This window comes from Streptococcus sp. V913 (genome assembly GCF_054353455.1).
This window is the reverse complement of record NZ_JBTHHX010000001.1, coordinates 427,202-441,487: the sequence shown is the minus strand read 5'-3', so window position 1 is coordinate 441,487 and position 14,286 is coordinate 427,202. Positions and strand designations below refer to the sequence as shown.

At 39.3% G+C, this 14,286-nt stretch carries 15 protein-coding genes and 1 riboswitch; of the genes, 14 read left to right on the top strand and 1 reads right to left on the bottom strand.

Annotation, left to right across the window (positions count from 1 at the left end):
• Window positions 1-5: 5 nt before the first annotated feature.
• The 8 genes from ACXYSL_RS02205 (at window position 6) to pyrE (ending at window position 8,656) form a co-directional block, all read left to right on the top strand.
• Complete coding sequence (locus tag ACXYSL_RS02205) at window positions 6-260, top strand: DUF3165 family protein (protein WP_033605937.1); 255 nt, start codon at window positions 6-8, stop codon at window positions 258-260.
• A 432-nt stretch (window positions 261-692) separates the two neighbouring features.
• Window positions 693-2,714, top strand: coding sequence for a bacteriocin-associated integral membrane family protein (locus ACXYSL_RS02200; RefSeq protein ID WP_458623836.1), 2,022 nt, complete (start codon window positions 693-695; stop codon window positions 2,712-2,714).
• Between the two features lies 1 nt (window position 2,715).
• Window positions 2,716-3,357 (top strand): ABC transporter ATP-binding protein, encoded by a 642-nt coding sequence (locus tag ACXYSL_RS02195; protein WP_000571283.1) that lies wholly within the window; start codon window positions 2,716-2,718, stop codon window positions 3,355-3,357.
• A 103-nt stretch (window positions 3,358-3,460) separates the two neighbouring features.
• Window positions 3,461-4,813 (top strand): UDP-N-acetylmuramoyl-L-alanine--D-glutamate ligase, encoded by a 1,353-nt coding sequence (gene murD / locus ACXYSL_RS02190; RefSeq protein WP_458623835.1) that lies wholly within the window; start codon window positions 3,461-3,463, stop codon window positions 4,811-4,813.
• 1 nt (window position 4,814) lies between these two features.
• On the top strand, window positions 4,815-5,873 hold the full coding sequence (locus ACXYSL_RS02185) for a UDP-N-acetylglucosamine--N-acetylmuramyl-(pentapeptide) pyrophosphoryl-undecaprenol N-acetylglucosamine transferase (protein WP_458623834.1): 1,059 nt from the start codon (window positions 4,815-4,817) through the stop codon (window positions 5,871-5,873).
• Window positions 5,874-5,882: 9 nt separating this feature from the next.
• Complete coding sequence (locus tag ACXYSL_RS02180; protein ID WP_458623833.1) at window positions 5,883-7,043, top strand: cell division protein FtsQ/DivIB; 1,161 nt, start codon at window positions 5,883-5,885, stop codon at window positions 7,041-7,043.
• 245 nt (window positions 7,044-7,288) lie between these two features.
• Window positions 7,289-7,990, top strand: a complete 702-nt coding sequence (gene pyrF / locus ACXYSL_RS02175; RefSeq protein ID WP_458623832.1) for an orotidine-5'-phosphate decarboxylase — start codon at window positions 7,289-7,291, stop codon at window positions 7,988-7,990.
• A gap of 33 nt (window positions 7,991-8,023) precedes the next feature.
• Window positions 8,024-8,656, top strand: coding sequence for an orotate phosphoribosyltransferase (gene pyrE, locus ACXYSL_RS02170; protein WP_061588325.1), 633 nt, complete (start codon window positions 8,024-8,026; stop codon window positions 8,654-8,656).
• Window positions 8,657-8,706: 50 nt separating this feature from the next.
• Here pyrE and ACXYSL_RS02165 read toward each other — a convergent pair whose 3' ends face one another.
• Entirely contained in the window at window positions 8,707-9,330 is a 624-nt protein-coding gene (locus ACXYSL_RS02165) for a cysteine hydrolase family protein (RefSeq protein ID WP_033605931.1), read from the bottom strand.
• Window positions 9,331-9,582: 252 nt separating this feature from the next.
• On the opposite strand from ACXYSL_RS02165, the gene ACXYSL_RS02160 reads away from it, so the two are divergent.
• From ACXYSL_RS02160 to thiM, 6 genes are all read left to right on the top strand, one after another.
• On the top strand, window positions 9,583-10,143 hold the full coding sequence (locus tag ACXYSL_RS02160) for a TetR/AcrR family transcriptional regulator (protein ID WP_033605930.1): 561 nt from the start codon (window positions 9,583-9,585) through the stop codon (window positions 10,141-10,143).
• A 173-nt stretch (window positions 10,144-10,316) separates the two neighbouring features.
• The gene (locus ACXYSL_RS02155; protein ID WP_002880183.1) at window positions 10,317-10,631 is read left to right on the top strand and encodes a hypothetical protein; all 315 of its coding nucleotides are present in this window, start codon (window positions 10,317-10,319) and stop codon (window positions 10,629-10,631) included.
• 20 nt (window positions 10,632-10,651) lie between these two features.
• Window positions 10,652-10,957 (top strand): hypothetical protein, encoded by a 306-nt coding sequence (locus ACXYSL_RS02150; protein WP_162838149.1) that lies wholly within the window; start codon window positions 10,652-10,654, stop codon window positions 10,955-10,957.
• A gap of 160 nt (window positions 10,958-11,117) precedes the next feature.
• Window positions 11,118-12,254, top strand: a complete 1,137-nt coding sequence (lctO, locus tag ACXYSL_RS02145) for an L-lactate oxidase (RefSeq protein WP_000120723.1) — start codon at window positions 11,118-11,120, stop codon at window positions 12,252-12,254.
• Between the two features lie 148 nt (window positions 12,255-12,402).
• Window positions 12,403-12,491: riboswitch (TPP riboswitch) on the top strand.
• A gap of 215 nt (window positions 12,492-12,706) precedes the next feature.
• Window positions 12,707-13,375: a TenA family protein gene (locus ACXYSL_RS02140; RefSeq protein WP_125450578.1), complete on the top strand. Its 669-nt coding sequence runs from the start codon at window positions 12,707-12,709 to the stop codon at window positions 13,373-13,375.
• A 127-nt stretch (window positions 13,376-13,502) separates the two neighbouring features.
• Entirely contained in the window at window positions 13,503-14,285 is a 783-nt protein-coding gene (thiM, locus tag ACXYSL_RS02135; RefSeq protein ID WP_033605927.1) for a hydroxyethylthiazole kinase, read from the top strand.
• The last annotated feature ends 1 nt before the right edge of the window (window position 14,286 follow it).

The following is a 14,286-nucleotide window of genomic DNA, read 5'->3' as shown; positions in this document are numbered from 1 at the left end:
TAAAGATGGTCTATTTAATCATAGGGATACTCTTATTACTACTCTATGTATTTGCGACACCCCAAAGTATCAAAGGAACAGTCAACATCGTTATCTTGGTTTTTGTAGTTGTTGCACTCTTGATTTTGCTGATGTTGTCCATCTTGCAAATCTTCCAATTACCGACAGAATTCTTTGTCACAATCGCCATGCTGGTCCTAGCCTACTTTAGCTTGAGAGACATTACGCTCATGTCTGAAAAAAAGAGCAGAAGAAGATAAAGAGAAAGAGAGCTATGGCTCTCTTTTTCGATTTAAAATAAGATTTTTAAGACTTTCCTTAGGTGATTACGGACGGTAGCGACTTTCTTCGAAATTCCATACCTAAACTTTGAGCCTATAGTCTCAAAGTTTCCGAATGCCTGAAATCTATTGTTTTCAGGCATTTTTATCACAACGGAAAGTCTAAGATTCCGTTTCTTGCAAAAAGGAATAAACCTAAAAATATTTTGTTCAAGTGAGTTTTTTTCCACATTTTAAGAGCTCTATATTGTTATAGAAGTTTAAAAAGTTAGTCCAAAAAAATATAATTATATTTTGCTAAAATCTATTGACAATTTATCATAATGGTGATATATTTGCGATAAATAGAAACCGATTCCATACTCTGAAATCTTACCTCCTGAAATCAATTTTCACCACAAGGAGTCTACTATGAAGAAACTATTCATATTATTATCAACTTTTTTTCTCAGCTTCTTCCTTGCTTGGATTATTGTCTTACGTGCGCCACAATATTTATATGCAAGCTATGATTCCGTCTCCTTACTTCGTGTCAAAAAAGATACTCAAGAGCCGACGCGTGAGGTATTTGAACAGGAATTGGAGAATTTTGCAAACTCAGAACAGAGTTTAATAGCTAGAAGAATTGTAGAGCCGAGTAAGGATGGGACGACTCACTTTACTTATGCAACTTATGGTAAAGGAACTTTACCAAAAGAATTCCAAGAAGCTAGCCAAGAAAGTCGTGAACGTAGTGATCCGCTAAGTAGTTATCTCCTTTTGTCAGGCTCCTTGACGAAAGAAAAGCTAGCCGATAAATTAGGAGATTTGGGTTATAAAGCAATTCCTGACCGAAAGACACCGCCCTATTCTCTTGCTTTTAGAATGTTACTAATTCCCCTTATTTTAATTAGTTTAGCAATATTTGGCTTATCTTTCTTTGCTCTAGTGATTATCACTCGGATTAAGGAAATGAGAGCTGCAGGTATAAAACTCTTTTCTGGTCAGACTCTCTTATCCATCATGGGGCATTCTTTATCGACTGATATCAAGTGGCTCCTTCTATCAGCCCTCCTTTCCTTCCTAGGTGGGGGAGTCGTTCTTTTTAGTCAAGGTTTGTTTTATCCTATCTTGTTAGCCACCTATGGTTTTGGGATTAGTTTCTATCTGTTGTTTTTATTGGGTATTTCAATTTTTCTAATGCTCCTTTATTTAATGAGTTTGAGTTACAAAGCATTAGTTCCTGTTATTAAAGGGAGATTACCCCTTAAACGCTTGATGACTTTAACCCTATTGTGTCAGTTAGTAGCTGTTTTTACAGTAGGCTACGCTGTTAAGACAGGCTTAACGTCTTACCAACGATTGAAAGAACTTGAAATTTCAAAACAAGCATGGCAGGACAGAGCAGACTATTATCAAATTTCTTTTGGCTTAGGTGATAGAGTAAAAGATACAGAAAATCAGAATAAGTGGTATGCCTTTGCCAAGGAAGCAATCGAAGAAGAACAAGCCCTTTATGTAAAGGATAATCTGATCCATTTTGCCAATCCACAAGGAAAAAATGAAAAAGGGGAAACACTGGATACCTATAGTCCAGATGCTAATGTTCTCTATGTCAGTCCAAGTTATTTGGACAAGGAAAATGTGTCTGTCAATAATGAGACTAGACAGAAACTAGCTCATCTTCAAAAAGGGGAATTTGGACTCTTATTACCAGAATCTCTTCGTTCACAGGAAGCAGAACTTAAGAAAGTTTTTGAAGAAAGTTTGAACTACTACGGAAAATCAAGCGAGGACCAAGACGCTCCTTTAGAGTATGAAATGAGAGCGATTGTTAGCTATCTTCCAACAGGAGAAAAGCGGTTTGTTTATAATAACGGTGAAAGTCCAGTATCCGTCCAGTACTTAACCGATCCGATTTTAGTTGTGTTCACTCCTACATCTACAGGTGATAGTTTCATTTCAAAATCTGTTTGGTCTATTAATGCTGGAAATCGACTCTTTATCAAAGGATATGAGAGTGGACTAGCTCTCTTGAAGGAAGCTGGAATTTATGAGCAAGTATCCTATCTTAAAGAAGGAAGAAGTGTTTATCTAACTCGTTATAATGAAGTTCAAACTGAAACAGCAACTTTAATCTTAGGAGCTATTGTTGGGATAGCTAGTTCCTTGTTACTCTTTTATTCTGTCAATCTTCTATATTTCGAGCAATTCCGTCGAGATATCTTGATTAAACGAATTTCAGGTTTACGATTTTTTGAAACGCACGCTCAGTATATGATTAGTCAATTTGCTAGTTTTGTATTCGGTGCGAGTCTCTTTATTTGGCTTAGTCGGGATGTGGTGATTGGATTGGTAACTTTATCGATCTTCCTCGTTAGTGCTATACTGACTCTCTACCGTCAAGCACAGAAAGAATCTCGTGTTTCTATGACCATTATGAAAGGAAAATAGGATGATTGAACTAAAGAATATATCTAAAAAATTTGGAAGCCGTCAGCTATTTTCAGATACTAATCTTCATTTTGAAGGTGGGAAAATTTATGCCTTAATCGGTACAAGTGGCTGTGGTAAGACAACACTCTTGAATATGATTGGACGATTAGAGCCATATGACAAAGGACAAATCATCTATGATGGTACTTCTCTTAAGGACATCAAGCCTTCTGTTTTCTTTAGAGATTACTTAGGATACTTATTTCAAGATTTTGGCTTAATTGAAAGTCAAACTGTCAAAGAGAATCTCAATCTGGGTTTAGTTGGTAAAAAGTTGAAAGAAAAAGAGAAAATCTCTTTGATGAAACAAGCTCTAAACCGTGTTAACCTCTCTTATTTGGATTTGAAGCAACCTATCTTTGAATTATCAGGAGGAGAAGCACAACGTGTTGCACTAGCGAAGATAATTTTAAAGGATCCACCTTTGATTCTCGCAGATGAACCAACCGCTTCCTTAGACCCCAAAAACTCTGAGGAATTACTTTCTATATTAGAATCTCTAAAAAATCCGAATCGGACCATTATTATTGCGACCCACAATCCTCTGATTTGGGAACAAGTGGACCAAGTTATTCGAGTTACCGATTTATCTCATCGATGATAAGAGAACATTAAGTTAGAAGAAAGAGTCACAAATACACTTTGTGGCTTTTTTATTTCCATAAAAATGGTAAAATAGTAGGAGTAGAAATGGAGTTTGAGACATGAAAGTAATCGATCAATTTAAAAATAAGAAAGTACTTGTTTTAGGTTTGGCTAAGTCTGGTGAGTCTGCAGCCCGTTTGTTGGACAAGCTAGGTGCCATTGTGACAGTAAATGACGGCAAGCCTTTTGAGGAAAATCCTGCTGCGCAAAGTTTGCTAGAAGAGGGAATCAAGGTTGTCACTGGTGGGCATCCTTTGGAATTGTTGGATGAAGATTTCGCTCTGATGGTGAAAAATCCAGGTATCCCGTATAGCAATCCCATGATTGAAAAGGCATTGGCAAAGGGAATTCCAGTCTTGACTGAGGTGGAGTTGGCTTACTTGATCTCGGAAGCGCCAATTATCGGTATCACAGGTTCAAATGGGAAAACAACCACAACGACGATGATTGGGGAAGTTTTAACTGCTGCCGGTCAACATGGTCTCTTGTCAGGGAACATCGGCTATCCTGCCAGTCAAGTGGCTCAAACTGCAACAGCCAAGGACACACTTGTCATGGAACTTTCTTCTTTCCAACTGATGGGTGTTCAAGAATTTCATCCTGAGATTGCGGTTATTACCAACCTCATGCCCACTCATATCGACTACCATGGTTCTTTTGAGGCCTATGTGGCAGCTAAGTGGAATATCCAAAATAATATGACAGCAGCTGATTTCCTTGTCTTGAACTTTAACCAAGACTTGGCAAAAGAATTGGCTAGCAAAACACAGGCTACTGTTGTACCATTTTCAACAAAGGAAAAGGTTGATGGTGCCTATTTGGAAAATGGTCAACTCTACTTCCGTGGGGAAGTGGTCATGACAGCTAGTGAAATCGGTGTTCCAGGTAGCCACAATGTGGAAAATGCCCTTGCGACCATTGCAGTAGCCAAGCTACGTGGTGTAGATAACCAAATCATCAAGGAAACTCTTTCAGCCTTTGGTGGTGTCAAGCACCGTCTCCAATTTGTGGATGAAATAAAGGGTGTAAAATTCTATAACGATAGCAAGTCAACCAATATCTTAGCGACTCAAAAAGCCTTGTCAGGATTTGACAATAGTAAGGTCATCTTAATTGCAGGTGGTTTGGACCGTGGGAATGAGTTTGACGAATTGGTTCCAGATATTACTGGGCTCAAGAAGATGGTCATCCTCGGTCAGTCTGCAGAACGTGTCAAACGGGCGGCAGAGAAGGCTGGTGTGACTTATGTAGATGCGACAGATATTGCTGATGCGACCTGCAAGGCCTATGAGCTTGCGACTCAAGGAGATGTAGTCCTTCTCAGTCCTGCAAATGCTAGCTGGGATATGTATGCTAACTTTGAAGTACGTGGAGACCTCTTTATCGACACAGTAGCGGAGTTAAAGGAATAATATGAAAAAAATTGTCTTTACAGGCGGGGGGACGGTTGGACATGTCACCCTCAACCTTTTGTTAATGCCTAAGTTCATCGAAGACGGCTGGGAAGTTCACTATATTGGTGATAAACACGGAATCGAACACCAAGAAATCCTCAAGTCAGGTTTGGATGTTACTTTCCATTCTATTGCGACTGGGAAGTTGCGTCGCTATTTTTCTTGGCAAAATATGCTGGATGTCTTCAAAGTTGGTTGGGGAATTGTCCAATCCCTCTTTATCATGTTACGACTGCGTCCACAGGCTCTTTTTTCTAAAGGAGGATTTGTCTCAGTACCGCCGGTTATCGCAGCGCGTGTGTCAGGAGTACCTGTCTTTATTCACGAATCGGACCTATCTATGGGCTTGGCCAATAAAATTGCCTATAAATTCGCAACCAAGATGTATTCAACATTTGAGCAGGCTGCTGGTCTCGCAAAAGTCGAGCATGTGGGAGCAGTAACAAAGGTTTCAGAGCAAAAAACTTCAGAACCAGATGAATTGGTGGATATCCAAACCCACTTTGATCCTAAATTGCCAACGGTATTATTTGTCGGTGGTTCTGCAGGAGCTCGTGTATTTAACCAATTGGTGACTGATCATAAGCAAGAACTGACAGAGCGCTACAATATTATCAATCTCACTGGAGATTCTAGCCTGAACGAGTTGAGTCAAAATCTCTTTCGTGTTGATTATGTGACAGATCTCTATCAACCCTTGATGGAGATGGCAGATGTGGTGGTAACGCGTGGCGGTGCCAATACGATTTTTGAGCTCTTGGCCATGGCGAAACTCCATCTCATCGTACCATTGGGTCGTGAAGCAAGTCGAGGAGACCAGATTGAAAATGCAGCCTACTTTGTTAAGAAAGGCTATGCAGCAGAACTTCAAGAAAGTGACTTGACCTTGGAAAGCTTGGAGGAAAAACTCAGTCACTTGCTTATTCACAAGGATCAGTACCAAGCTAGCATGAAAGCTTCGACTGAATTGAAATCTCTTGCAGATTTTTACGATCTACTAAGAAAAGACCTAGCATAAGGAATATCAATGTCAAAGGATAAGAACAAAGAATCAAACCAGAAGCAAGAATTGTCTGAATGGCAGAAACGAAACCAGGAATACCTGAAAAAAAAAGCTGAGGAAGAAGCTGCCCTAGCTGAGGAGAAGGAAAAGGAAAAACAGGCTCGAATGGGGAAAAACTCTAAGTCGTTAGAGGAAAGTAAGAAGTTATCAAGTGATTCCGACCAGAACGAAACTGTTCCAGACGAAGAATCATCCGAAAAAGAAGAAAAATCTAAAAAGGGTGATCCTAAAGTCAAAGAAGAAAAAGAGAAGAAAAAAGAAAAACCAGAGAAACCAGCCAAACCAGCCAAGCTTAAAATTGCGCCTGTTCATATTTGGCGAGCTGTGAGTATCTTGGTACCCAGTGTCCTAGTCCTCCTTTTTTCAGTCTATCTGTTGACTCCACTTTCGACCATCAAAAATATCGAGGTTAAGGGAAATAGTAACACGCAGGCGGATGACATCAAACAGGCTTCTGGAATTCAAGATAGTGACTATACTTTAGCTCTATTGTTGGATAAGGAAACATACGCTGAGCGAATCAAGTCCAACCATTGGATAGAATCAGCGAAGATTGACTATCAATTTCCGACTAACTTTACGATTGAGGTTAAGGAGTTTGATATTGTCGGTTATTATGTGTCTGGTGAAGAGTATTATCCAATTCTTTCTAGTGGTAGGGTTGAGTCAACTCCTGTAAATCGCTTAAACTTGCCTGAGACTTATCTGACAGTTACCTTTAATGACGAGCAGCAGGTGAAAGAACTGATCACAGGATTATCTACCATCAGTGAGGATATCAAGAGTCAAATCCAGAAAATCGAATTAGCGCCAAGCAAGGCAACAGCAGATCTTTTAAAAATTACTATGCTGGACACAGATGAGATTTTGGTTCCCTTGTCAGAATTGAGCAAGAAATTACCTTATTACAGCAAAATCAAGCCACAATTGTCTGAACCAAGTGTAGTCGATATGGAAGCTGGAGTATACAGCTATACGATAGCGGATAAATTGATAGAAGAGGCTGAGGAAAAAGCCAAGCAAGAGGCCAAGGAAGCTGAGAAGAAAAAACAGGAAGAAGAAAAGAAAAAACAAGAAGAACAGGGAAATCAAAGCCAAACGAGCCAGCAATCACAGAGTCGTTAGACCAACTTTTCCTCTTTATTTTGAATGGTATAAAAGTCCAGTTTCGAGTTTTTGCTTGACAAGTCCTACTATAAATAATAGAATAGAAAAAAACCTTTAAAGCAGTCCAGAGAGGCAGCTAAGGTTAGACGGTGAAAGGGTGGACTCTACCCATTTTTCGTGGAACCTTGCTGTTGGCAGGTTCCTTTTTTCGTGGTTTGTTTTTGACCATACTCTCTTGCTAGCTAAGGTAAAAGGAGAAAGGTATGCGTGAATATCGTCCAGTTATAGCTCTTGATTTTCCTAGTTTTGAGGCGGTCAAGGAATTTTTATCTCTTTTCCCGGCAGAAGAAAGTCTTTATCTAAAAGTAGGGATGGAGCTTTATTATGCGGAGGGTCCGGAAGTTGTCCGTTATTTGAAGTCACTGGGACATAGTGTCTTTTTGGACCTCAAGCTACATGACATTCCAAATACAGTCAAATCTGCTATGAGGGTCTTGTCTCAGCTTGGTGTGGACATGACAAATGTTCATGCTGCTGGTGGGGTGGAGATGATGAAGGCTGCGCGTGAAGGTCTTGGGACACAAGCTAAATTGATCGCTGTGACCCAGCTTACATCAACGTCGGAAAGTCAGATGCAGGATTTTCAAAATATCCAAACCAGTCTGCAAGAGTCTGTGATTCACTATGCTAAGAAGACAGCTGAAGCGGGCTTGGACGGTGTCGTTTGCTCGGCTCAGGAAGTGCAAGTCATCAAGCAGGCCACCAATCCAGATTTTATCTGTCTGACACCTGGTATTCGTCCAGCGGGAGCTGCGGTAGGAGACCAAAAACGTGTCATGACACCTGCTGACGCCTATCAAATCGGTAGTGACTATATCGTAGTGGGACGTCCTATTACCCAAGCTGAGGATCCTGTTGTAGCTTATCATGCTATCAAGGATGAATGGAACCAAGACAGAAATTAAAGAAATAGATTATAAAAATAAAAGGAGAATACCATGACACTTGCTAAAGATATCGCTAGCCACCTCTTGAAAATCCAAGCCGTTTACCTCAAACCAGAGGAGCCTTTCACTTGGGCATCTGGTATCAAGTCACCGATTTACACTGATAATCGTGTGACATTAGCCTATCCAGAAACTCGTACCCTAATTGAAAATGGCTTTGTGGAAGCTATCAAAGAAACTTTTCCTGAGGTAGAAGTGATTGCAGGAACTGCGACAGCAGGGATTCCACACGGAGCTATCATTGCTGATAAGATGAACTTGCCTTTTGCCTACATCCGTAGCAAACCAAAAGACCACGGAGCTGGTAATCAAATTGAAGGCCGTGTAGCTCAAGGGCAAAAAATGGTAGTGGTTGAAGACCTTATTTCAACAGGTGGTTCTGTTCTTGAAGCAGTAGCGGCCGCTAAACGAGAAGGAGCAGATGTGCTTGGAGTTGTAGCGATTTTCAGTTATCAATTGCCAAAAGCAGATAAGAACTTCTCAGATGCAGGTGTCAAACTTGTGACGCTTTCGAACTACAGTGAACTCATTCACCTAGCCCAAGAAGAAGGATATATCACACCAGAAGGACTCGACCTTCTAAAACGCTTTAAAGAAGACCAAGAAAATTGGCAAAACGCTTAAAACATAGAAAATCAGGTAGTCGCTAGGATTACCTGATTTTGTTTTTAATACTAAAGTTGAGCGATAACTTCCTCAGTTGTCAAAACTTGGTTGGCAATGTAGCCATAGTTTGTCAGGGCAGCTTGGTAGGCTTCTTCACCTGGAGCACCGACAGCATCGTTAACAACAATGACATTGTAGCCTAATTCTATGAGTTCACGCATATGTGAATCCACGCAGAGATTAGCATTCATACCAGCCAAGATGACGGTGTCGATACCATTTTTGCGGAGTTGAAGGTTAAGGTCGTTGCTTTCTGGGCCAAAGATTTTATGTCCGTTGACAACAATAGTATCTTCATCCAAAAATGGTTTAATCTCTTCAATCATATCTGCTCCAGAGCCTTCTGGAATTGCTGAATACTGGCTATCACGCCAAAACATTTCGTTTTCAATCATCATCGTTTCACCAGCAGCTTTAAATTGCCACTTGTGATCGTGTGGATAGAAGTAGTGCGGTGAGATAAAACGCTTGTAGCCACGCTCTTGAGCAAGAGCGAAAAGCTTTGTCAGATTTTCAATAGTATTAACTTTTTCAAGAACGTCTTTAGTTGCTCCGAATCCTTTACCAGTATGTTTTAGGAATTCAACTTGTGGGTCTGTGATAACAAATGCGACATTTTTCTGATTGAACATGAGGTTCCTCCTAATATGATTTGATTAACAGCCAATAGGAATTTAGACTGTTAGTTTGATGATTTTCCAAATGGTAGTTTTAGTTATATACTGACCATTCGGTACAATTATAATAACATCTAAAATTGAATTTGTAAATTAATTTGCTCAGAACAAAAATTTTAATGATAAAACAGTGGCAAAAGGAGGTGGTTTCAATTGTTTGGTTTCAGGCTCTGAATCTGATATAATAGGAAAAAGAGAGGTGAGCAGATGAGTGTTAAAGAGCGTATTTTACAAAGTGCTGAGAAATTGATTTATCAGAAGGGTTATGTGGCCACCTCCATCAGTGACATCATGGAGGCAGCTGATGTTGGCAAGGGGCAGCTTTATTATTATTTCAAATCTAAGAAGGAAATTGGTTTGACGGTCATTCAAGATATTTTAGCAAATTGGCGAAAAGAGCTTTTTGAAGATATTTTTGAAGCAGACAAGTCTGACAGTGACAAGTTTTCGGATATGATTGACTGGGTTTGTCAATTTCATGAAAGTCAGACGGTCTTTTATGGTTGCCCAATTGGTAATCTGATTGTGGAATTGTCCACAGAAGATGAGAACTTCCGCTTTCCTCTCAATGATTTTATGACCCAGTGGACAGAGAAGTTAGCCAGCCTCTTGCAAGACCTGCATGCTGACTGGTCAGAAGAGCGGGCGCAGTTGCAGGCCCGTCAAGTCATCTCCAGTATTCAAGGAAGCATTGTCATTCTCAAAGTCAGCCAAGACATCCAAGTTTTGGAAAATAATATGACGGATTTGAAAAAGAATTATTGTTAATTTTTAGCCGAAGAATTAAAAGTATGTTAATTTATGGATTGTGGTTAAGAGGTAAGAATGACAACAGATATTAAAACTGAAATTGGTCATAGAGTAAGACAGGAACATGAACGTCACAAATTGACGAGAGAAGAGGTCTGTGGACAGAAGCTGACTTAATAATCAAACAGCTGATGCGTACTGAGCTTGGGCAATCCTTGCCAACAATTACTAAGTTACAATATTTATCTAAGCGATTAGAAGTTCCGATAGATACTTTTCTTGAAAATAAAGAACTAGCTCTTCCTGAGGAAGAGTTGCTGAGTCTAGACTTGATTGAAAGAATATTAGACTTGATAAGGACAGGGACAGGTAGTTTCGCTGAAGATATTTTTGATGATTATTTTAAGCAAGTAACACTAAAGCAAGTTTACACATTCAATGATTTACTATTAATTGATTATTTTGCTATGCAATGTCAAGACTTGATTTATAGAAGAGAGCATTAGATGATTTTCGGATTAAGTTGTTGAAACAGCAATTAGTTAGTGATGAAATGTATAATGTAGAGCTACTATCAGTTCTTTGTGCCATAGCGGGTGTTTATGTTGTTCATAGTGACTATAAGCATATGATATCTCTAGTAAAAAAGATGAATGAAATTTTATCAGTAACAATGTTGCAAGTCTATAAATCTGGAATTTCAGTATTTGAAGCTAAGTGCTATCTTTATTTTGAAAATGATAAAAATAAAGCAAAGGAACTTTATCACTCAGCAACTATACTAGCTGAACAATTTGATGATAAAGTATTAGAAAATGAAAAGATTATTTGAATTTCCATAACTTAAGAAAGTTCATCATTTTTAATTATCTCTGTAAAATGATTGAAAGCATGAAATTTCCAAACAAAATATTTGAAAAATTTTGAAAAAAGAGTTAGAATATTTTTTGTAATATACAAAGTAAACGCTTACTTATCAAGGAGGACATTTTATGTCATACAAAACAAGCAATGCAGAAGGTCATGTAGATTTCATCAATACCTATGATTTGGAGCCAATGGCGCAACAAGTTATTCCTAAAGCAGCATTTGGCTATATCGCTAGTGGGGCGGAGGATACTTTCACTTTGCGTGAGAATATTCGTGCCTTTAACCACAAACTCATCGTTCCTCATACACTTTGCAATGTAGAAAATCCAAGTACAGAGATTGAATTTGCAGGCGAAAAATTGTCTTCACCAATCATTATGGCGCCTGTTGCGGCTCATAAATTGGCAAATGAACAGGGTGAAGTGGCGACTGCGCGTGGTGTGCATGAGTTTGGTTCTCTCTATACAACCAGCTCTTACTCTACTGTCGACCTTCCAGAAATTACGGAAGCCCTTCAAGGGACACCTCATTGGTTCCAGTTTTACTTTAGCAAAGATGATGGTATCAATCGCCACATCATGGACCGTGTGAAGGCTGAAGGTTATAAAGCGATTGTCTTGACGGCTGATGCTACGGTAGGGGGCAATCGTGAGGTCGATAAGCGTAATGGTTTTGTCTTCCCAGTTGGCATGCCGATTGTTGAAGAATACCTGCCAGAAGGTGCTGGTAAATCAATGGACTTTGTTTACAAATCAGCTAAACAGCGCCTATCTCCACGAGATGTAGAATTTATCGCTGAATACTCAGGACTTCCTGTTTATGTCAAGGGGCCACAATGCCGTGAGGACGTTGAACGTTCGCTTGCTGCTGGAGCTTCTGGTATCTGGGTAACCAACCATGGTGGCCGTCAAATCGACGGTGGGCCAGCTGCCTTTGACTCACTTCAAGAAGTAGCAGAAGCAGTTGACAAACGCGTACCAATTGTCTTTGACTCTGGTATTCGTCGTGGCCAACACGTCTTTAAAGCCTTGGCTTCAGGAGCAGACTTGGTAGCTATTGGCCGCCCGGTTATCTATGGCTTGGCTCTCGGCGGTAGTGTTGGTGTGCGTCAAGTCTTTGAACACTTGAATGCAGAATTGAAGACAGTTATGCAGTTATCTGGAACTCAGACTATTGAAGATGTCAAACACTTCAAACTCCGTCACAACCCATACAATCCAACCTTCCCAGTTGACCCTCGTGACTTAAAATTGTATTGATAAAATAGCTTGCCTCCACTTGATGTGGAGGTTTTTCTTCGTCTATAGGAAGAATAAATCACCATTGAAATCTATATAAATATATTTTTCAGTCAAATATCTTGCTAGGGCTTTCATTTTTTGCTATACTGGTGCAGTAATTAAATAATAAAGACATTTGGGGTGCTTTAGGCTGAGATGATACCCATTGAACCTGATACAGTTAAGACTGGCGAAGGGAAATGTGAAACGTTTTTTCGTATGGCGAAATGAACGATCTAATCTTGTAAGCTAAACTCTAATTCTTGATTGTAATTGGAGTTTTTTTGTTTATATAAACTGGATGAAGGTGATACAAAGCATTTAGGTAGCTTTTCTTGAACGCCCTTGATTTTCTTTAAAAAGGTCAAGTAAAACTAGGATTTTCTTGATGTTTTGTTGATTACGAACGAGTAAAGAGAGGAAAAGTAAATATGGAAAGACAAGACTATGCATTTCAGCCAGGTTTGACTGTTGGAGAATTATTAAAAAGCAGTCAGAAGGATTGGCAGGCTGCAATCAATCATCGTTTTGTTAAGGAACTTTTTGCGGGGACAATTGAGAATAAGGTCTTAAAAGACTACCTAATTCAAGATTATCACTTCTTTGATGCCTTCTTATCCATGCTGGGTGCTTGCGTAGCCCACGCAGACCAGCTTGAATCCAAGCTTCGTTTTGCCAAGCAACTAGGCTTTCTTGAAGCAGATGAAGACGGTTATTTCCAAAAAGCTTTCAAAGATTTAAAAGTATCTGAGAATGACTATCTGGAAGTGACCTTGCATCCTGTAACAAAAGCCTTTCAGGAGCTTATGTATTCTGCTGTATCATCATCAGACTATGCCCATCTTTTAGTCATGCTGGTCATTGGAGAAGGTCTCTATTTAGACTGGGGTTCTAAAGATTTGGCTCTACCTGAAGCCTATATTCATTCGGAATGGATTAATCTCCACAGAGGTCCTTTCTTTGCAGAGTGGGTTCAATTTCTGGTTGACGAACTCAATCGTGTCGGAAAAGGTCGAGAAGATTTGACAGAACTTAAGCAACGCTGGAACCAAGCAGTCGCTTTAGAATTAGCCTTTTTTGATATTGGTTATGATGCTTAGGGAAAGTTCAGGATACTGACAAATTTGATGAGGTAAATCATTCAATGTAACTGAAAAATTTCTTAACGAAAGATAGAGATAAATCGAAATCAGTAGATCGTATAAAGTGAAAAGGAAGGATTTCAATATGACAAGTTTAAAATTATTAAAAGAAAAAGCACCATTAGTAATCTGTATCACCAATGATGTTGTAAAAAACTTTACAGCAAATGGATTAGTAGCACTGGGTGCCTCACCAGCTATGAGCGAGTACCCAGCAGACTTAGAAGATCTATTAAAATATGCTGGAGGATTATTGATTAACATTGGGACTTTAACGGATAATAATTGGAAGCTGTACCAAGAGGCACTAAAAATTGCTGAAAAATATAATGTTCCTGCAGTTTTAGATCCTGTAGCCTGTGGAGCAGGAGAATATAGAAAAAAAGTAGCAGATGATCTAATCAATAATTACAAACTGGCAGCGATTAGGGGAAATGCTGGCGAGATTGCCTCTTTAGTAGGAATAAATGTGGCATCTAAAGGAGTAGATAGTGCAGGCGTAGATAATATTGATGAAATTGCTCTAGCAGCAAATAAAAAGTTCAATATTCCAATAGTAGTAACAGGTGAAGTGGATGCCATTGCGGTTAATGGAGAAGTTGTAACGATTCATAATGGTAGTGCCATGATGCCAAAAGTTATTGGGACAGGATGCTTATTAGGTGCTGTAGTAGCAAGCTTTATCGGACTTGAAAAAGGTCAAGAATTGAAATCATTAGAAACAGCAATGTTGGTTTACAATATCGCTGGAGAAATGGCAGAAAAACGTCCAAATGGGCATCTTCCTGGAACATTTAAAGTTGAATTTATAAATGCCTTATACGAGATTACAGACGAAGATGTAAAGGAATTCAAAAGAGTGAAGTAAG

Bases quoted from the DNA above. Each gene is read 5' to 3' on its own strand.
- ACXYSL_RS02205 (WP_033605937.1), top strand. From the start codon at position 6: ATGGTCTATTTAATCATAGGGATACTCTTATTACTACTCTATGTATTT.
- ACXYSL_RS02200 (WP_458623836.1), top strand. From the start codon at position 693: ATGAAGAAACTATTCATATTATTATCAACTTTTTTTCTCAGCTTCTTC.
- ACXYSL_RS02195 (WP_000571283.1), top strand. From the start codon at position 2,716: ATGATTGAACTAAAGAATATATCTAAAAAATTTGGAAGCCGTCAGCTA.
- murD (WP_458623835.1), top strand. From the start codon at position 3,461: ATGAAAGTAATCGATCAATTTAAAAATAAGAAAGTACTTGTTTTAGGT.
- ACXYSL_RS02185 (WP_458623834.1), top strand. From the start codon at position 4,815: ATGAAAAAAATTGTCTTTACAGGCGGGGGGACGGTTGGACATGTCACC.
- ACXYSL_RS02180 (WP_458623833.1), top strand. From the start codon at position 5,883: ATGTCAAAGGATAAGAACAAAGAATCAAACCAGAAGCAAGAATTGTCT.
- pyrF (WP_458623832.1), top strand. From the start codon at position 7,289: ATGCGTGAATATCGTCCAGTTATAGCTCTTGATTTTCCTAGTTTTGAG.
- pyrE (WP_061588325.1), top strand. From the start codon at position 8,024: ATGACACTTGCTAAAGATATCGCTAGCCACCTCTTGAAAATCCAAGCC.
- ACXYSL_RS02165 (WP_033605931.1), bottom strand. From the start codon at position 9,330: ATGTTCAATCAGAAAAATGTCGCATTTGTTATCACAGACCCACAAGTT.
- ACXYSL_RS02160 (WP_033605930.1), top strand. From the start codon at position 9,583: ATGAGTGTTAAAGAGCGTATTTTACAAAGTGCTGAGAAATTGATTTAT.
- ACXYSL_RS02155 (WP_002880183.1), top strand. From the start codon at position 10,317: ATGCGTACTGAGCTTGGGCAATCCTTGCCAACAATTACTAAGTTACAA.
- lctO (WP_000120723.1), top strand. From the start codon at position 11,118: ATGTCATACAAAACAAGCAATGCAGAAGGTCATGTAGATTTCATCAAT.
- ACXYSL_RS02140 (WP_125450578.1), top strand. From the start codon at position 12,707: ATGGAAAGACAAGACTATGCATTTCAGCCAGGTTTGACTGTTGGAGAA.
- thiM (WP_033605927.1), top strand. From the start codon at position 13,503: ATGACAAGTTTAAAATTATTAAAAGAAAAAGCACCATTAGTAATCTGT.